18 protein-coding genes are annotated in these 16853 nt (G+C 68.9%); 8 read left to right on the forward strand and 10 right to left on the reverse strand.

Annotation, left to right across the window (positions count from 1 at the left end; translation table 11 throughout):
- Positions 1–155: 155 nt before the first annotated feature.
- The 5 genes from AB0I19_RS25990 (at position 156) to AB0I19_RS26010 (ending at position 3510) form a co-directional block, all read left to right on the forward strand.
- Entirely contained in the window at positions 156–536 is a 381-nt protein-coding gene (locus AB0I19_RS25990) for a hypothetical protein (RefSeq protein ID WP_357151982.1), read from the forward strand.
- On the forward strand, positions 533–1528 hold the full coding sequence (locus tag AB0I19_RS25995; RefSeq protein WP_357151984.1) for a hypothetical protein: 996 nt from the start codon (positions 533–535) through the stop codon (positions 1526–1528). Before AB0I19_RS25990 ends, AB0I19_RS25995 begins: the two co-directional genes overlap by 4 nt.
- Positions 1525–2037: a roadblock/LC7 domain-containing protein gene (locus tag AB0I19_RS26000; protein ID WP_357151987.1), complete on the forward strand. Its 513-nt coding sequence runs from the start codon at positions 1525–1527 to the stop codon at positions 2035–2037. Before AB0I19_RS25995 ends, AB0I19_RS26000 begins: the two co-directional genes overlap by 4 nt.
- Before the next feature lie 10 nt (positions 2038–2047).
- Complete coding sequence (locus AB0I19_RS26005; RefSeq protein WP_067495219.1) at positions 2048–2419, forward strand: hypothetical protein; 372 nt, start codon at positions 2048–2050, stop codon at positions 2417–2419.
- A 191-nt stretch (positions 2420–2610) separates the two neighbouring features.
- Complete coding sequence (locus tag AB0I19_RS26010; RefSeq protein ID WP_084457544.1) at positions 2611–3510, forward strand: cutinase family protein; 900 nt, start codon at positions 2611–2613, stop codon at positions 3508–3510.
- A 48-nt stretch (positions 3511–3558) separates the two neighbouring features.
- On the opposite strand, the gene AB0I19_RS26015 is transcribed toward AB0I19_RS26010, so the two are convergent.
- From AB0I19_RS26015 to lysX, 3 genes are all read right to left on the reverse strand, one after another.
- On the reverse strand, positions 3559–4176 hold the full coding sequence (locus AB0I19_RS26015; protein WP_357151989.1) for a histidine phosphatase family protein: 618 nt from the start codon (positions 4174–4176) through the stop codon (positions 3559–3561).
- Between the two features lie 102 nt (positions 4177–4278).
- Positions 4279–4599: a hypothetical protein gene (locus AB0I19_RS26020; RefSeq protein ID WP_133734150.1), complete on the reverse strand. Its 321-nt coding sequence runs from the start codon at positions 4597–4599 to the stop codon at positions 4279–4281.
- A 150-nt stretch (positions 4600–4749) separates the two neighbouring features.
- Positions 4750–7989 carry a bifunctional lysylphosphatidylglycerol synthetase/lysine--tRNA ligase LysX gene (gene lysX, locus AB0I19_RS26025; RefSeq protein WP_357152041.1) on the reverse strand — a complete coding sequence of 1080 codons (3240 nt, stop codon included), beginning with the start codon at positions 7987–7989 and terminating at the stop codon, positions 4750–4752.
- A 160-nt stretch (positions 7990–8149) separates the two neighbouring features.
- On the opposite strand from lysX, the gene AB0I19_RS26030 reads away from it, so the two are divergent.
- On the forward strand, positions 8150–8371 hold the full coding sequence (locus AB0I19_RS26030; protein ID WP_067495227.1) for an RNA-binding S4 domain-containing protein: 222 nt from the start codon (positions 8150–8152) through the stop codon (positions 8369–8371).
- Between the two features lie 20 nt (positions 8372–8391).
- Here the strand turns inward: AB0I19_RS26030 and rraA are convergent, their stop codons facing one another.
- The 7 genes from rraA to AB0I19_RS26065 are packed head-to-tail and all read right to left on the reverse strand — an operon-like array spanning position 8392 to position 12854.
- Positions 8392–8880 (reverse strand): ribonuclease E activity regulator RraA, encoded by a 489-nt coding sequence (gene rraA, locus AB0I19_RS26035; RefSeq protein WP_067495230.1) that lies wholly within the window; start codon positions 8878–8880, stop codon positions 8392–8394.
- 13 nt (positions 8881–8893) lie between these two features.
- Entirely contained in the window at positions 8894–9349 is a 456-nt protein-coding gene (locus AB0I19_RS26040; RefSeq protein ID WP_225281666.1) for an SRPBCC family protein, read from the reverse strand.
- A gap of 30 nt (positions 9350–9379) precedes the next feature.
- Positions 9380–10300, reverse strand: a complete 921-nt coding sequence (locus tag AB0I19_RS26045; protein ID WP_357151993.1) for a CopD family protein — start codon at positions 10298–10300, stop codon at positions 9380–9382.
- A 6-nt stretch (positions 10301–10306) separates the two neighbouring features.
- Entirely contained in the window at positions 10307–10942 is a 636-nt protein-coding gene (locus AB0I19_RS26050) for a copper resistance CopC family protein (protein ID WP_357151996.1), read from the reverse strand.
- On the reverse strand, positions 10942–11592 hold the full coding sequence (locus AB0I19_RS26055) for a YcnI family protein (RefSeq protein ID WP_357151998.1): 651 nt from the start codon (positions 11590–11592) through the stop codon (positions 10942–10944). The genes AB0I19_RS26050 and AB0I19_RS26055 overlap by 1 nt, the downstream gene beginning before the upstream one ends.
- A 40-nt stretch (positions 11593–11632) precedes the next feature.
- The gene (locus AB0I19_RS26060; RefSeq protein ID WP_357152001.1) at positions 11633–12178 is read right to left on the reverse strand and encodes a hypothetical protein; all 546 of its coding nucleotides are present in this window, start codon (positions 12176–12178) and stop codon (positions 11633–11635) included.
- A gap of 4 nt (positions 12179–12182) precedes the next feature.
- Complete coding sequence (locus tag AB0I19_RS26065; protein ID WP_067495246.1) at positions 12183–12854, reverse strand: DUF6474 family protein; 672 nt, start codon at positions 12852–12854, stop codon at positions 12183–12185.
- A 133-nt stretch (positions 12855–12987) separates the two neighbouring features.
- Here AB0I19_RS26065 and AB0I19_RS26070 point away from each other — a divergent pair, with 133 nt between their 5' ends.
- Positions 12988–14781 (forward strand): TM0106 family RecB-like putative nuclease, encoded by a 1794-nt coding sequence (locus AB0I19_RS26070; protein WP_357152004.1) that lies wholly within the window; start codon positions 12988–12990, stop codon positions 14779–14781.
- 13 nt (positions 14782–14794) lie between these two features.
- Positions 14795–16753 carry a molecular chaperone HtpG gene (gene htpG, locus AB0I19_RS26075; RefSeq protein WP_357152007.1) on the forward strand — a complete coding sequence of 653 codons (1959 nt, stop codon included), beginning with the start codon at positions 14795–14797 and terminating at the stop codon, positions 16751–16753.
- Positions 16754–16853 lie beyond the last annotated feature (100 nt).

The following is a 16853-nucleotide window of genomic DNA, read 5'->3' on the forward strand; positions in this document are numbered from 1 at the left end:
GGTTACCGAAAAGTATTGATACCGAGCGGTTTTCCAGCAACCACCAGCAAACTTCGGGGGCGCAGTAATTTTCCCGCGTTCGGGATGCGGAAATTTGCGGGCGGGTATAGCGTCTCGTGCTGTCGAACATTTTCGAGGACAGACCGGGGGCGCGGGTGAATTCTCTCGACGGCTGCCTGAAACGCATCATGGACATTCCCGGTGCGTGCGGCGTGACGCTGGTGGACGGTGCCAGCGGGCTGGCGGTGGCCGCCGTCGGTGCGCACGACATCGTCGACGAGCACGAGGACGCCGCGGGGACCACCGACGTCATGCGGACGGTTCTCGCGTGCACCGCGCTCTCTAGCACCGCCGCCGACGACGACGTCCGTGAGCTTATCGTGTGCCGCGACAAGGGCTTTCACCTGCTGCACCTGCTCGACGGCGATTTCGAGGGAAGACTTTTCGTCCACGCGGTATTCGACGGCGCCGCCGCCAATCTGGGAATGGCGCGCTATCAGCTCAAGGCCGCGCTGGAAGAAATGGCGCACCGATGAGCGCGGCCCTCGCCGAAGAACTCCAGCGGCTCGAAGAACAGGGCTCCACCGGCATATTGCGGGCGGGCGACGGCGAATTCCATTTGGCCCGTGGCGCCATCGCATCCGTCGGTTGCCGGCGCACCATCGGTCTCGACCGGCTGGCCGTCGAGGCCGGTGTCGCGACCGACGAGGACCTGCGCCGTGCCCGCGCGGGCGAGCCGGGTGCGCTGCTGCGCCGCCCACGCCTGGAGACCCTCGCCAGGCTCTCGGCCTACGACGCGGCCTACTTTCTGCTCGAAACCGAAGCCGAAGCGGAATTCGTTCCGACGGAAGAGCACTGGCTCGCTCCGGTGTGCCGGATCGCGCCGCACGCACTGGTGAGCGAATGCGCGCGGCGCCGACGCCCCGACGCCGGTCCGTGGACCGCCGACATGGTGTCGACGGTCCCCGTCTCGCCCGCGTACCGGGCACCTCGCAAACGCACGGTGCTCACCGTCGGCCAGGCCGACGTGCTCGCCGCCGCCGACAACCATCGCACCATCGCCGACATCGCCCGCGAGCTCGGCCGCACCACCTACGGCTGCCTCGTCGCCGTCCGCGACCTGACCAGAGCCGGGCTGATCGAGGCGCCGGAGTCGGTCGACGCCGAGGAGCGTCGCACCCGCCACCTCGCCGCGGCGCCGCCGCCCGAGCACGGTCGCCACGCGGCGCGCGCCGGTTACGCCGCCGCACAGCAGAATTCAGGCACCGGACCGCCGCTTCCACGCCGCGTCCCCGCACCGGTCGCCCCACCGACTTCGGGCAGGCACGCGCTCGTCGAGGAAGCGAGCGCGGCCGCCCGGACCCCCTACGCGACAACTCCGACTCCGGGCACGACCGCCCGGACCGCGGACGGGAACTCCCGCGGCGCGGACACCTACTCCTGGACACCCCCGGTAGACCAACCCTGGCGGCAGGTGGATCGCGCGCTCCTGATCCGCATCAGGACGGCGTTGGCGGAGCTGGCATGACCGGGCGCAGGAAGCTGCTCGGCGAGTGGAGGGGAAAGTTGACCAAAATGCCGCTGCCCGAACGTGAGCCGACCGGTTCGGAGCTCACGGGGCCGACCCCGTACGGCCAGGACCAGACCACGCGACCGCTGCCGCAGAGCTACCCGGCCGTCCAGGCCGAGCTCACCGCCCTGCGCGAGCGCGTCCCCCACCTCACCGGCACGGTCGTCGCCTCCAGCGACGGCCTGCTCATCGAACACGACCTACCCGCCCATATCGAACCGGCCGGGATGGCGGCGCTGGCCGCCGCACAGCTGTCGCTGTCGTACCGGTTGGCGAGCACCGCGCACGGCGGTGGTTTCAACGAGGTCGTCGTGCACGGCAGCGACGGGCAGGTGGTGATCTACGCCGCCGGGTACACCGCGCTCACCGTGCTCGCGGGCCCGGATGTGAACGTCGGCCGACTCCACCTGGAGTCGCGTCCGGTAGCTCGCGCCATCGCCGCTCATCTGGCGGCGGCGCACGATTGAAAGGTACGACATGTCGAATATGGATCTGGCGCTCAAGGACATGATGGTGATCGACGGCGCGATCGGCGCCGCGGTCGTCGACTACAGCAGTGGCATGGCCCTCGGAATGCTCAGCAGCAGCAAGTCGTTGGACCTGCAGGTCGCGGCGGCGGGCAACACCGAGGTGGTGCGCGCGAAGCTGCGGACCATCGAGCAGCTCGGTCTCAACGAGGAGATCGAGGACATGCTCATCACCCTCTCGGGCCAGTACCACGTGATCCGGCCGATGACCGGCCGCAAGTCCAAGGGCCTTTTCCTCTACCTGGCGCTGGACCGCACCCGCGCCAACCTCGCCCTGGCCCGCCACCGGCTCAAGGGCATCGAGGAGGACCTCGAGGTCTAGGCCGCTGCGGGCCGGGTGAGCGCGGGGCTCACTCGGCCGAAATGAATTCTGTCACAACGATCGGACAAGCTCGTCATACTCGTGTGGCACAGGCGTGGCGGTACCTCTATTGTCATTCGCGGCGAGGTCTGGGAGCCACACGTAAAACGGGGTTTGCTCTCCAGCGGCGAGCAAGGTGGAACTGGAGCGGTATGCAGGTGAAGAAGATTGTCGCGGCGCTCGGTGCGTCCGCGGCGATGTTGTCCGGAATCGTTGTCGGCAGCGGGAGTGCCAGCGCGGCGCCTGCCTGCCCGAGTCTCTATGTCGTCGCCATTCCCGGCACCTGGGAGACCGGCATCGACAAGCCGCCGGGGCCCGGCATGCTGTCCGGCGTCACCAACGGGCTGCCGCGCAATGTCGACGTCGACTACGTGACCTACGCGGCGACCGCCTTCCCGTGGGAGGGCGATGTCTACGGCAATTCCAAGAAGCAGGCGGTGAATTCGGCGCGCGGCCTCATCTCGGCCAAGCTCGCGCAGTGCGGTGACACCAAGGCCGCCCTCGTCGGCTACAGCCAGGGCGCCGACGCCGCGGGTGATCTCGCGGCCGAGATCGGCACCGGGCTCAGCACCATTCCGGCCGATCGGGTGGCCGCGGTCGGCCTGATCTCCGATCCGCGCCGCGCACCCGGCGACGTGCAGGTCGGCCCGCATGCTCAGGGCGCGGGCGCCGGTGGCGCGCGGCCGGGTGGCTTCGGCTGGCTCAGCGACCGCACCCGCACCATCTGCGCGGTCGACGACCTGTACTGCGCCACCGCGACCGACGATTTCGTCACCCGGTTCGCGGGCTTCCTGGCACAGAGCTCGGACGCCAACCCGGCGAACATGTGGCGCTACCAGATCGAGGCGGGCGCGATCATGCAGGATCTGATGGCCCACGGCGGTGTGCCGGTGCTGCAGGCGCAGCTCTCGGACGCGGCGAACCAGAAGCGGGCCAAGGATCTCGAGCAGTTCTACAAGTCGCAGGCGCACCACCTGTACGGCAGCTACTCGGTGGGTGGCGGACACACCGCCATCACCTGGATGCGCGACTGGATCGCCTCGCACGCCTGAGTTTTCGCAGGTGAAGCCGGGTGCGGGAGTTTCTCGCACCCGGCTTTTCTATGTCGTGCGGGCGAGGTTGCGCGGCAGCAGGTCCCACACGTGGCCGGACTCGTTGATCGTCGCCGCCGTCCGGGTGCCGCTGCGCGAGTAGAGGATCCGGGTGATCGAGCAGTAGTCGACGGGGAAGGTGAGCGGGCGGTCCAGGCCGAGGATGTCGGCGAGCAGCACGTTGACGACTCCGCCGTGGGCGAAGGCGACGACCGTCTCGGTGTGCGGGGTGGCGGCCACGAGTTGGTCCACGGCGTTCAGTACGCGACGGGTGAAGGCGGGTCCGTCGATCTGCTCGGGGAGCAGACCGGCCTTGATCCGGGTGTAGGCGTCGGCGAATTCGGTCTTGGCGTCTTCGATGGGGATGTAAGCGGGCAGGTCGCGGTCGTATTCGGCGAGGTCGTCGATGATGTCGACGGGCAGGTCGCGGGCGAGCGCGGTCGGTGCGGCGGTATCGCGGGCACGGCGCTGGGGGCTCGACACGATGCGGGTGATCTCGTGGGCGGCCAGCGCGGCTGGGACCCGCTCGGCCTGACGCCGACCGATGTCGGTGAGACCGGGATCGGCGGCGGTGGTACTTGCGACGACCTTGTCGGGCTGGGCATGACGCACGAGAATCAGCTGCACGTCACCCACTGTGCCCCATGGCGAGGTGTCTTGTCCGTCCAGGGCGGCCGAGTGCGGACCCGCGGCGCGCGTGTGCGCTGCCGCGAGCCCGGCGACATCAGATCATGGCTGGCCGTACGGCGGCTGGCCGTAAGGCGGCTGACCACCCTGACCCGGGCCGCCGCCGTAGGGCGGCTGGTTCGGCGGCTGGTCGTTCTTCTTCTTGTTCTTGAGCATGAAGACGAGGCCGACGATGGCGAGGACGACCAGCAGGCAGCACACGCCGCCGATGATGAGACCCTTGCTGCTCTTCTTGCCCTTCTTCTTCGCGGCCAGTTCGGTGACCAGGTCCGAGCCGGCGAGCGTGTCGATGCTGCCCGCGAGCACCTGTGGGTCGACCAGGGCGGCCGATGTCAGCAGGTCAAGGTACATATTCTTCCCCATCCGATGGTGTTTTGTCCCGGCATCCTCCCGGTGCCGGAACATCCGAGAGTACTGCTGTCGCTGCGCGTTTCGTTCGGAAACCCGCGGCACGCAGTGGTTCATCGCTGTGTCGCGCAAGATCGTTTACAGCCAAGGTCCGTGTACCCGATTTCAGCGCGGTTTCACCAACGGAAACGGCAGAGTCTCGCGGATGCCGCGTCCGGTGATGAACATGACCACCCGGTCCACCCCGATACCGAGGCCCCCGGTCGGCGGCATGGCGTGCTCGAGGGCCTGCAGGAAGTCCTCGTCGAGCTCCATCGCCTCGGGGTCGCCACCGGCGGCGAGCATGGACTGTTCGGTGAGGCGGCGCCGCTGTTCGACGGGGTCGGTGAGCTCGCTGTAGGCGGTGCCGAGTTCCACTCCCCAGGCCACCAGATCCCAGCGTTCGGTCACGCCAGCGGTGCTGCGGTGGGACCGGGTCAGGGGTGAGACCGAGGTGGGAAAGTCCAGGTAGAAGGTCGGCTCGGTGGTTTTCGCCTCCACCAGGTGCTCGTACATCTCGAGCACCACCTGGCCGGTGTCCCAGCCGCGCTGATAGGTGACACCGGCCGTGTCGCACAGCTCGCGCAGGCGAGTGAGGTCGGTCGCGGCGGTCACCTCGGTGCCGAGGGCCTCCGACAGCGCGCCGTGCACCGTGCGCACCCGCCATTCGCCGGAGATGTCGACCTCGGTGCCGTCGGGGCGCAGCACCACCTCGGCGCCGTTGGCCGCGACCGCCGCGTCCTGGATCAGACGGCGGCACAGCTGCATCATCCGCAGATAGTCGCTGTGCGCCTCGTACGCCTCGAGCATGGTGAATTCCGGATTGTGGCTGTAGTCCACGCCTTCGTTGCGGAAGGTCCGCCCGATCTCGAACACCTTCTCGATCCCGCCGACGCACAGCCGTTTGAGGTACAGCTCGGGCGCGATGCGCAGGTACAGGTCCAGGTCGTAGGCGTTGATGTGGGTGCGGAACGGGGTGGCGTTGGCGCCGCCGTGGACCTGCTGCAGGATCGGTGTCTCCACCTCGAGGAAACCCCAGTCGTGCAGTGACTCACGCAGCGAGTGCAGGACGGCGCTGCGTTTGGCGAGCAGTTCGCGGCTGTCGGCGTTGATCGCCATGTCGACGTAGCGGCGCCGGACCTTGGCCTCCGGATCGGTGAGGCCACGCCATTTGTCGGGCAGCGGGTGCAGGCACTTGCCGTTCATCCGCCAGTCCTGGGCCAACAGCGACAGTTCGCCGCGCCTGCTCGTGCCGATCCGGCCGCTCACCTCGATGAGGTCACCGAGGTCGAAGTCGGCGCTGAATTCGCCCGCGCGGGCACCGACCCGTTCGCGGTCGATGAGCAGCTGGATATCACCGCTCCAGTCGCGGACCACCGCGAAGATCACCCCGCCGTAGTCGCGGATGCGGGTGATCCGACCGGCCACGCGCACGGTTGTCCCGTGCGGGCAGCGGCGTGCGTCGGCGATGGTGTGGGTGGGTGGATAGGCGGCGGGGTAGGGGTCGACGCCGCTCGCGGCGAGGCGGTCGAGGGTGGTCATCCGCACGCGGACCTGTTCGGGGCGGCGTGGGCCGGACTCCTCGTCGGCGTCGATGTCGTCGGGGGCGCTGCCGTCGGCGTGCAGACCGGTGACCGTCGCCGGAACGGCGGGCGTGGTCCCGGTGTGCACAGCCGGGTCGGGTTGTGGGCCCAGGCGCGGCAGGAACCCTTCGGCCAGGCCGCTCGCCATCGCGACCCGTGGCAGTTGCCTGCGGTCCTCGTACAGGAAGAACCGTGGCACCCAGCGCGGGTGGTACTTCACGTTCGAGCGGTACAGCGCCTCGAGCTGCCACCAGCGCGAGAAGAACAGCAGCACACCGCGCCACGCGCGCAGCACCGGTCCGGCACCGATGCGACCACCCTCGGCGAACACCGAGCGGAACACCGCGAAGTTCAGCGAGATCCTGGTGATGCCGTACTGATCGGCATCGAGGGCGAGCTGCGAGATCATCAACTCCATCACGCCGTTGGGGCTCGCGGGATCGCGGCGCATCAGTTCCAGCGACACCCCCGTGCGCCCCCACGGCACGAACGAGAGCATGGCGTGGACCCGTTCGTCGTGGTCGATCGCCTCGACCAGCAGGCAGTCGCCGTCGAGTGGGTCGCCGAGGCGGCCCAGCGCCATGGAGAAACCGCGTTCGGTCTCGGTGTCGCGCCAGGCGTCGGCGCGCGCGATCACCTCGGCGAATTCGGCAGGCGGGATCTCGCTCGCCCGGCGCACCCTGATTCCGAAGCCGTTCTTGCGCAATCTGTTCGCGGCTTGGCGCACGGGCTTCATGGCGGGACCGGCGAGAGAGAACGTGCGGGTGTCGAGCACGGCTTCGTCGCCGAGGCGCAGCGCCGACAGCCCCGCCTGCTGATACGCCATCGCGCCCTGCTCGCTGGCACCCATCACCGCCGGTGCCCAGCCGAATCGGTCGGCCTGCTCGAGCCAGGCCCGGACAGCTTGCGGCCAGCCCTGTTTCGGCCCGATCGGATCACCGGCCGCCAGGCAGACGCCGAGCTCCACGCGATAGGTGATGGCCGCCTTGCCGTTCGGGGCGAAGACGACCGCGCGGTCGCGGCGGGTGGCGAAGTAGCCGAGCGAGTCGTCCCCATCGCCGGTCGCGAGCAGACCGCGTAGCGCGGACTCGTCGAGCGCGGTCATGGCGTTGTCCGCCCGTTGCGACCGCAGCAGCACGATCACGGCGGCGATCAGCGCGAGGGCGCCGAGCAGGCCGAGCACGAAATCCACCCAGCCCGGCGGGTGCCCGTCGAAGTGTTCGTTGTCGACCAGGACGGCCGCGGTCACCCGCGACACCGCCCACAGCGGTCGCTGCGCACCACGCGGCAGCGAACCGGGGAACAGCTCGACCAGGCCCCAACCCAGCAGGCACCCGAACGCACAGCCACCCACCAGCACCGCGAGCGCCTTGCGCACCGCGCCCGGCCGCACTCGGGTGTAGAACTCCGCGCGGGCGGCGATCAGGATCGCCAGCACCACACCGTGCACGACGAACGCCACCAGCGGGTCCAGCTCCCGCGTGCTCGCGTAGTCGACGATGTTGGTGATCGCGTACAGCGTCAGATAGATGACGAGCAACCACCACGCCACCCGTTTGCGGCTCGCCGCCGCACCGGCCAGCAACCCGACGACAAGCGCCCACACCAGGCTCGTGTCGGGCGCGTCGAAATAGTGGGTGTCCACATAATCGCGCGGCACCTCGGTGAGCTGCCGCAACCCCGGTGACAGGCTCCAGAGCGCGCACAGCACCGCGAACACACCGAGCACCAACCCGGTGACGTGCGGTACCTCCGAGAACCTGCCGTGCGCGCGATGGGGCACTCGGTCGACAGAGCTGCTGGGGTGTTGCTCGGCCCGCGTGGAAGTCACCGATCCAGTGTGCGTGCCCGCAGGTGCGAACCGCAGGGGGTCGCCGACGGCGTGTTCGTCACCGTGGGGCCCGGTGGACTACCGGATTTCCCGACGGGGTAAGTATTAGCGCATGTCGGAACCAGTGGACGTGCCGATCGATGACGAGGTCATCCGGCTCGGGCAATTCCTCAAACTGGCCAACCTGATCGATTCCGGTTCGGAGGCCAAGTCGGTGATCGCCCAGGGTCTGGTCCGGGTCAACGACGAGGTGGAATTGCGCCGCGGCAGGCAACTGCAGGTCGGCGACGTGGTTGTCCTAGCCGGTCACAAGGTGCGGGTCAGCGAGGGCTGACCCGCACCCTGTGCGAGTTCTCAGTCCTCCGCGCGGACGACGACGCCGTCGTGGTCGCTGTAGAGCATCTCGCCCGGCACGAAGGTGATGCCGCCGAACTCCACCGGCACATCGCGTTCGCCGCTGCCGGTCTGGGTGCTCTTGCGCGGGTTGGTGCCCAGCGCCTTCACCCCGATGTCGAGGGTGCGCAGGATGGCCGAGTCGCGCACGGCGCCGTTGACGACGACGCCCGCCCAGCCGTTGTCCACGCCGCGGCCCGCGATGATGTCGCCGACCAGCGCGGTGTGCACGCTCGCCCCGCCGTCGACGACCAGCACCTTGCCCTCGCCCGGCTCGCCGAGGGTCTGCTTGACCAGCAGGTTGTCCTGGAAGCAACGGATCGTGGTGATCCGCCCGGCGAACGCTTGACGGCCACCGAACTGGATGAACTGGGTATCGCAGCTGCGGATCTCGGGGCCGATCTCATCGGCTAGATCGGCGGTTGCCACTACATTCGCTGATTCGGTCATGACGCCGATTGTGTCAGGTGGTCGGGCGGTGGGCCTTCTCGATCTCGCTGATGAGGGCCTCGGTGGTGTGTTTCACGGCGATCTTGATGAACGGCTCGATGGTCCGGCCGAGCATCTTGCCCGCGATACCGCCGGGCACGAAGTACTGGATGTGCGCGTCGATGGTGCTGGTGTCGGCACCCTTGGGCGTGAAGACGAACGTCGAGAGGATCTCGAATCCCTTGATCGACTTGGTGCCGATCACCGAGCCCTCCTCCCAGCGCACCACCTCGATGCGGGAGGTGAGCGAGGCGGGGCCGAGCTTCATCTTCCCGTCGAACTTCGCGCCCACACCTTCGGTCTGGTCGGTGACCGGGGTGAAGGACTCGATGCCGTACCAGAATTTCGGCAGGTTGCGATAGTCGTTGACAAAGGCGAATGCCGTCTCGGCAGGCGCTGCGCAGTCTTCGACAATCCTCACGTCGCTCATACCGGCAACTGTAATGCGTTTGTATGGCGTCTAAGCGGTCACGGCCAGTGTGGCGGCCAAGCCGAGCGCCACCGCCATGAGCGTCACCTCGATCGCCGCGTTGCGGACCGACACGTCGGCGGTGACGCGGTGTTCGGCGGCCCGGCCCACCCAGGTGCGTCGCCACCACCAGCCGAGCCCGGCGAGCATCGCGAGCACGACCACCTTGGCCAGCATGATCCGTCCGTAGCCGGTGGTCACCAGGGCGGGCACCGAGCCGAGGCGCACGAGGCCGTCGATGAGCCCGGTCGCCGCGAGCACCGCGACCAGCGGCGCGGCTGCGGTGGAGTAGCGGGGCAGCGCGTTCGCCCAGCCGCCGCGCGTGCGCACCACGAGTGCCAGCGCGAGCAACAGCCCGAACCACGCCGCCGCGGCCAGGGCGTGCACCGCGACGAGCACCGATCCGAGCACCTGCTGCGACATGTGCCCGGTGATGGGCCGCAGGGCGAGCGCGACCGCCGCGAACACCAGGACCAGGTCGGCCGAGGCGTCATCGGGTCGGCGGAACGCCCATGCGGCGTAGCAGGCGACGGCGGCGGTGCAGAAGAGGATGGCGATCCCGATCTGCCCGCCGCTGAGCCTGCCGAGGAATGTGCCGAATTCGCCCGCGGCGAGTTCGTGCACCGGCACGCCGACGATGCCCGCCGCCTCGCACACCAGCACGGTGAACTCGGCGCCCAGCCAGATCGTGGCCAGCACCGCGACCGGCCGCCACGCCACCGCGAGCCGGTGGTCGAGGCGGGGCAGCGCGGCCAGCCCGAGCACTGTCGCGCCCGCGCCGTCGGCGATCACCCGCGCCCACGCCGCCGCCGGAAAACCGCCGATCCGGCGCAGTATCCAGGCGAGCACCACCCCGGCGAGGGCGGCGAGGACGACCGGAACCAGCACGCGCCACCGGCCTCCGGTCGTCATCGGCGGCTACTTCTTGCGGCCGGTGCCGAGCAGCGCCACTGCGAGACCGACGCCGAACAGCACGACACCACCGGCGACGAACACCCACACGGGCACGCCACCGGACTCTTCGCCGTCGGAGCCCTCGTCCTCACCCGGCTTGGCGCCCGGTGTCCCGGTGCCTTCCTTGGTGAGGGTGAAGGTCCGCGTCCCGCTGACGGGATGACCGTCGGCGGAGGTCACCCGGAACGCCATGGTGTATTCGCCGACCGGCCCGAGTTCACCCACTTCCACACTCACCGTGCGGCCCTCGACCACCGGCTTGCCCTTGGACCACAGGCGCCCGTCCGGGCCGACCACCGTCAGCGACGGAAACGTCTGCTGCAGTTCCTCGTTGAAGGTGATGCTCGCGCGCGCCGGGCCCGCCTCGATCGACGAACCGTCCTCGGGAACGCTGCTCACGGCACCGGAGTGCGCGTTCGCGATGCCGGTCGCGCCGAAGATCAGGGCGAACAGGCCGGCGACCAGGGTGACGGCGAACCGCCGTGCCAGGCGACGCCGCGCCGATCGATTGATCTCGGCAACAACCTCGTTCGGCACGACGACGTGGGGCGAGGTCTGTCGCGAGCGCCCGGACACCGCAGGAGTCTGACAGCGTTCCATCACGACTTCCTCGACCGCGCGACGAGCCCGAGACCGAGCGCGGCGGCGAACAGTCCGAGTGCCAGGCCGATACCGCCGGTCCAGCGAGCCACCGAGTCGGACTCCGCTTCGGCGGGCTCGTCGGTGGCGACGTGGTGGTCACCGCCGTCGGAACCACCCGATTCGCTGAGTGCCAGTGTGGGCGCGGGGTATTCGGGCTCGGCGCCGCCCGTGCTCGCCTGATCCCAGGCGACGACCTTGCCGTCGCTGTAGGTCTGCCGCGCGGGGAAGGTCACCTCGTCCTGGGTGGGCAGCGGTCCGAGCGAGAGCACGAAACGCTGGAACTGGCCCGGTCCGACACCGGGGTTGCCCGGCTCGGCGGTCCAGGCCACAGCCACCGCCTCGCCCTTGTCGTTGCGTTCGATGCGTGAGGACCAGCCCGGCATCGGTTCGGTGCGAACGCTTTTCAGGTTCGGCACGGTGACGCTCACCGAGGTGGTGGAGGCGGTGTCGGATTCGTTGGGCACCTTGAAGGTGGCAACGGTGTACTTGCCCTTGGCGGCGCCGGGCGCGTCGACGGTGACGTGCGCCGCCGCCGAACCGCAGGCGGCGAGCACGAGTGCGGCCGCGAGACCGGCCGTTGCCGTCCCACGGGTGATGAAGTTGTGCATGGAATGCCTTCTGTCCGAAGAGTTCTGATGTCGAGTGAGATCAGGCGGACAGCGGCGGTGCGCGCGGACATCGCACACCTTCCAGGCGGGTGCCGAGGACGATGTCGACGGATTCCGTCCAGCGCGCGGCACGGTGCGTGATGTCGATTCGCGGAACGGTGAGCACCGCCCGGATCACGCCCGACGCAACGAGATACAGCTGTTCGGCAACGAGAATCAGTGCCGCACAGACGAACGCGGCCAGCAGGTGCGCCACGACCATCGGCGCACTGGGCAGGTGCAGCACATCGAGAACACCGCCGTGATGATCGAGCGTTCCGGTCAGCGCGTAGTGCCCGGCCCATTGACCGCCGAGGAGTGCTCCCGCTGCCCGCAACCACCCGGTATCGGCACGACGCGCGAAGGTGGGGAGAGCCCGGCGCCCGGCGAACGCGCCCGTCGCGAGCGAAACCAGCAGCAACAGCGCGATTTCCGCCGAGCGCGGCACGCCACCACCGGCCATACCGTGCGCGGCGACGGCGAGCGCGCCGACGAGTACGCCGCAGCCACCACCGCGCAGGCGGGAGGTGAGCTGCGGCGTCGTCACAGGTTCAGCGGACGCCGAGACGGGCCAGCGCGTCGTTTTCCAGCACCGACAGTTCGGTGGAGATGGAGGTGTGCACGGCCTTGCGGCGCGCCGCGGGCATCTGCTCGGCGGTGCGCACGGCGACGGTGAGGTCGGTCAGCCGCGAACGGGCCGCCTCGACGAACTTCTTGGTCTCGCCGTCGGGGGAGTCGGCCGCGATCTTGTCCAGCGCGTTCTCGGTGTTGGTGATGCGGGCCTGCAGGCGGGCGCCGTGGCCGCTGAATTCGCCGAGCTGGTCGAGACCGATGCCGAGCTGCTGTGCCTTGCGCGCGTCGAGCTGCCCGCGCACCAGGGTGGCGCCACGGTAGGCCAGCGGCGCGAGCACCGGGATCAGCACCCGCGCCACCCCGATGTACTTGCGGATCTGGGCCGCGCTGAACAGTTCACGGTCGGCCTTGGCGGCCAGCTTCTGTGCCGCCTTCTCCTCGGCCTGCAGCGCGGCGATCTGCGCCTTGGCCACCTTGGCCTCGGTGCGGGCCTGCGCCTTCAGCGCGCGGCGGGTGGTCCGCTCGCCCGCCTTGGCCGCCTTGCGCTCGTTCTTGGCGCTGAGTTTCGCCTCGACGGCGGCTTTGTGCTTGAGCGCCTTCGCCTCCGCGCGACGACTTGGCCGCCGCTTACGCTTGCTGAACAACCCCATGAGATCAGGCCCTCCGTCATGCTCGCCAAGTCACGAGGCAGCGCCGTCCGGACCGGCCTGCCGTACTTCGTAGCGTAGTGGGATCAGGGTAGCGATTGGGCAATGTGTCGGGGGTAAGGACCATACTGCTGGTGTGCGTGCAGCCGAGGAGAACTTCGACAGCGGGCCGGTGACGATCCCGGCCCCGGCTTCCGCTGCGCTCGAAACCGAGCCCACAACGGCCACTTCGGCCGCTCGCGGCGGCTCCCCGACAGCCTTCCTCGACGCGCGCTCGCTCATCGGTTGCCGCCACCGGCTGCGCCTGGACGCCGCCAATCCGGGCATGCTCGCCGAGGTCAGGGAAGACCCGGGCGTGCAGCAGCGGCGCGAGGCGGCCACCGCGTATCGCACCAAGGTCCGCGACGAACTGGTCGGCGCCGCCCCGGACGACTGGGTCGTGATCGATCCGGCGCTGCGAGCCGGTGCGCGCGCCGACGCGACGATGGCCGCGATGCGGGCGGGCGCGTCGCGTATCTGGGGTGGTCTGCTGCCCCAGGAACCCGACACCGGCCGCCGTGGTGGCGCCGAGTTCCTGCTGCGCGACGCCGATCGCGGCGGATATATCCCGATCATCGTCGTCAACCACAAGGTCACCGACCCGCGCCGGCCCGACCCGGCCGATTTCCACCCGCTCACCTCGGACCTGTTCCGCTGGGAGCCGCGGCGCGACAAGCACGTGAAGCTGCGTCCCCAGCCGCGCGACCAGCAGCGCCTGGCCCACCTCTACCGGATGTTGCAGCGCCACGGCCTGGCCAGTCCCGCGCTGGTCGGCGGCGCCATCGGTCTCGCGTTCGACCGCATCCTCGTGCACGACCTCACCGGTGTGCTCGCCGACTACGACCTGCGCTACGCCGACCGCATCGCGGTGGTGCGCGGCGAACTGCCCACCCAGCCGTCGAAGGTGCCCGAGTGCAGGCAGTGCCCCTGGTGGGTGCGTGGCCCCGATCCGGCGCAGCGACCGGCGGGCCCGGAGGAGGTAGCGGAGCGTGACCACGCAGGGCCCTCGGGAGCGCAGCAGGCAGGCACTGCCGAGCCCGGGTGTGAGGGTGCGTTGGCGGCGATGCGGGACGTGAGTCTGGTCGCGCCCGGTTCGCGGGCCGAGGTGCTGCGCGTGCACGGCGTGCAGACCATCGACGAACTGGCCGCCTGGGTCGGCGAGGAACCCGACGACTGGCAGCACGGCCCGTTCACCGAGACCGTCGTCACCGCGCGCGCCTGGATCGCCGGTGCGCCGCTGGTCCGGCGCTTCGACACCGTCAGCGTGCGCCGGGCCGACGTGGAGATCGATGTCGACCTGGAGAGCTACCAGGAAGACGGTGCCTACCTCTGGGGCACCCTGCTCGACGACGTGTACCGCCCCTTCGTCACCTGGGACCCGCTGCCCACCGACGACGAGGGCCGCTCCTTCGGCGAGTTCTGGACCTGGCTGATGGCGCAGCGCGCGCGAGCCCACGCGGCGGGCAAGACCTTCGCCGCCTACTGCTATTCGCGCACCGCCGAGGACAAGTGGCTCTACGAGTCGGCCCGGCGCTTCGCGGGCAGACCCGGAATCCCCACCCACGAGGAGGTGCGCGCCTTCGTCGACTCACCCGAGTGGGTCGACATGTTCCAGGCCGTCACCGACCAGTTCATCTGCCCGAACGGCAAGGGCCTCAAGAAGATCGCCCCCGTGGCCGGGTTCGGCTGGCGCGATCCCGAAGCCGGTGGTGAAGCGTCGATGGGCTGGTACCGCCGTGCCGTCGGTTACGACGCCGACAGCGACCTGTCCCAGCGCACCCGGCTGCTCGAATACAACGAAGACGACGTGCGCGCCACCCAGGTGCTGCGCGAATGGATGACCACTAGAGCTGTAGTTGAGGTTCCCTCGCTCAAGGACTTCGCCCGGTAATAACATTGTCGGCGTGACAGAAGCAGTCGAAACACTCGAGTTCCAGGCCGAGACCCACCAGCTCCTCGAGCTGATGATCCACTCGGTGTACTCCAACAAAGACACGTTCCTGCGGGAGCTGATCTCGAACGCTTCCGACGCACTGGACAAGCTCAAGCTGGCCACGTTCCAGGACAAGGACCTCGTCGCCGACACCGCCGATCTGCACATCGAGCTGGAGGTCGACTCCGACGAGCGCGTCCTGACCGTGCGCGACAACGGCATCGGCATGTCCCGTGCCGAGGTGATCGATCTGATCGGCACCCTCGCCAAGTCCGGCACCGCCGAGCTGCGCCGCAAACTCACCGAAGCCAAGTCCGACGCCGCGGCCGAGGAGCTGATCGGCCAGTTCGGTATCGGCTTCTACTCGACCTTCATGGTCGCCGACAAGGTCACCCTCACCACCCGCAAGGCGGGCGAGACCGAGGGCACCCGCTGGGAAGCCGCCGCGGGCAGCTCCACCTACACGATCGACACCGTCACCGACGCACCGCAGGGCACCTCGGTGACGCTGGCGCTGAAGAAGCCGGACGAAGACGATCACCTTTTCGATTACACGCAGGAATGGAAGCTGCGCGAGATCGTCCGCAAGTACTCCGACTTCATCGCCTGGCCGATCCGCATGCAGGTCGAGCGGACCGTGATGGAGGGCGAGGGCGAGGACAAGGTCGAGAAGACCGTCGTCGAGGACCAGACGCTGAACTCGCAGAAGGCGCTGTGGACGCGCCCGCGCAGCGAGGTCACCGACGAGGAGTACAAGGAGTTCTACCACCACGTCAGCCACGCCTGGGACGATCCGCTCGAGATCATCCCGATGAAGGCGGAGGGCACCTTCGAGTACCAGGCGCTGCTGTTCCTGCCCTCGACCGCGCCGTTCGACCTGTTCACCCGTGAGCACAAGCGCGGCGTGCAGCTCTACGTGCGCCGGGTGTTCATCATGGACAACTGCGAAGAGCTGATGCCGGAGTACCTGCGCTTCGTCAAGGGTGTGGTCGACGCGCAGGACCTCTCGCTCAACGTGTCACGCGAGATCCTGCAGCAGGACCGTCAGATCCAGATGATCCGCAAGCGCCTGGTGAAGAAGGTGCTCTCGACGGTCAAGGATCTGCAGTCGGCCGAGGATCAGACCAAGTACCAGACCTTCTGGACCCAGTTCGGCCGGGTTCTCAAGGAGGGCCTGCTGTCCGACACCGACAACCGCGAAACCCTGCTCACCGTCTCCTCTTTCGCCTCCACCGCCTCCGAGTCCGAGCTCACCACGCTCGCCCAGTACGTGGAGCGGATGAAGGACGGCCAGGACGCGATCTACTACATGACCGGCGAAAGCCGTGCGCAGGTGGAGAATTCGCCGCACCTGGAGGCCTTCAAGGCCAAGGGGCTCGAGGTGCTGGTGCTCACCGACCCGGTCGACGAGATGTGGGTCGGCTCGGTGCCGGAGTTCGACGGCAAGAAGTTCCAGTCCATCGCCAAGGGCGAGGTCGACCTGGAAACCGAGGAGGAGAAGAAGGAGACCGAGGCCCTGCGCGAACAGCAGGACAAGGACTTCGCCGATCTGCTCACCTGGCTCGGCAAGACCCTGTCCGAGGTCGCCAAGGAGGTGCGCCTGACCAACCGGCTCACCACCTCACCGGCCTGCCTGGTCGGCGACGTCTTCGACTTCACCCCGATGCTCGAGCGCATGTACCGCGCCTCGGGCCAGGCGCTGCCGGAGTCCAAGCGCATCCTCGAGCTCAACCCGACCCACCCGCTGGTCACCGGCCTGCGCGACGCCTACGACGCGCGCAAGTCCGACGCCGACGCGGGCAAGGTCCCCGAGCTCACCGAGACGGCCGAGTTGCTGTACGGCACGGCCGTGCTCGCCGAGGGCGGCGAACTCAAGGACCCCGCCCGCTTCGCCCACCTGCTGACCGAGCGTCTCACCCGCACCGTGTGACACGATGCCGCCCTCGGCGTGACTGCTTGTGCTGCGGCACAGCAGTTCTCGTCGGGGGCGGCTCTTCGCCTGGGGTGCGGCGGCAGCTCCCGCCGGCGGC

This window comes from Nocardia sp. NPDC050413, from assembly GCF_040655475.1.
GTDB classification, from domain to species: Bacteria; Actinomycetota; Actinomycetes; order Mycobacteriales; family Mycobacteriaceae; genus Nocardia; species Nocardia coubleae.

Bases quoted from the DNA above. Each gene is read 5' to 3' on its own strand.
- AB0I19_RS25995 (WP_357151984.1), top strand. From the start codon at position 533: ATGAGCGCGGCCCTCGCCGAAGAACTCCAGCGGCTCGAAGAACAGGGC.
- rraA (WP_067495230.1), bottom strand. From the start codon at position 8,880: ATGACCGAATCAGCGAATGTAGTGGCAACCGCCGATCTAGCCGATGAG.
- AB0I19_RS26055 (WP_357151998.1), bottom strand. From the start codon at position 11,592: ATGCACAACTTCATCACCCGTGGGACGGCAACGGCCGGTCTCGCGGCC.
- AB0I19_RS26000 (WP_357151987.1), top strand. From the start codon at position 1,525: ATGACCGGGCGCAGGAAGCTGCTCGGCGAGTGGAGGGGAAAGTTGACC.
- AB0I19_RS26030 (WP_067495227.1), top strand. From the start codon at position 8,150: ATGTCGGAACCAGTGGACGTGCCGATCGATGACGAGGTCATCCGGCTC.
- AB0I19_RS26020 (WP_133734150.1), bottom strand. From the start codon at position 4,599: ATGGGGAAGAATATGTACCTTGACCTGCTGACATCGGCCGCCCTGGTC.
- AB0I19_RS26040 (WP_225281666.1), bottom strand. From the start codon at position 9,349: ATGAGCGACGTGAGGATTGTCGAAGACTGCGCAGCGCCTGCCGAGACG.
- AB0I19_RS26005 (WP_067495219.1), top strand. From the start codon at position 2,048: ATGTCGAATATGGATCTGGCGCTCAAGGACATGATGGTGATCGACGGC.
- AB0I19_RS26010 (WP_084457544.1), top strand. From the start codon at position 2,611: ATGCAGGTGAAGAAGATTGTCGCGGCGCTCGGTGCGTCCGCGGCGATG.
- AB0I19_RS26045 (WP_357151993.1), bottom strand. From the start codon at position 10,300: ATGACGACCGGAGGCCGGTGGCGCGTGCTGGTTCCGGTCGTCCTCGCC.
- AB0I19_RS26065 (WP_067495246.1), bottom strand. From the start codon at position 12,854: ATGGGGTTGTTCAGCAAGCGTAAGCGGCGGCCAAGTCGTCGCGCGGAG.
- AB0I19_RS26050 (WP_357151996.1), bottom strand. From the start codon at position 10,942: ATGGAACGCTGTCAGACTCCTGCGGTGTCCGGGCGCTCGCGACAGACC.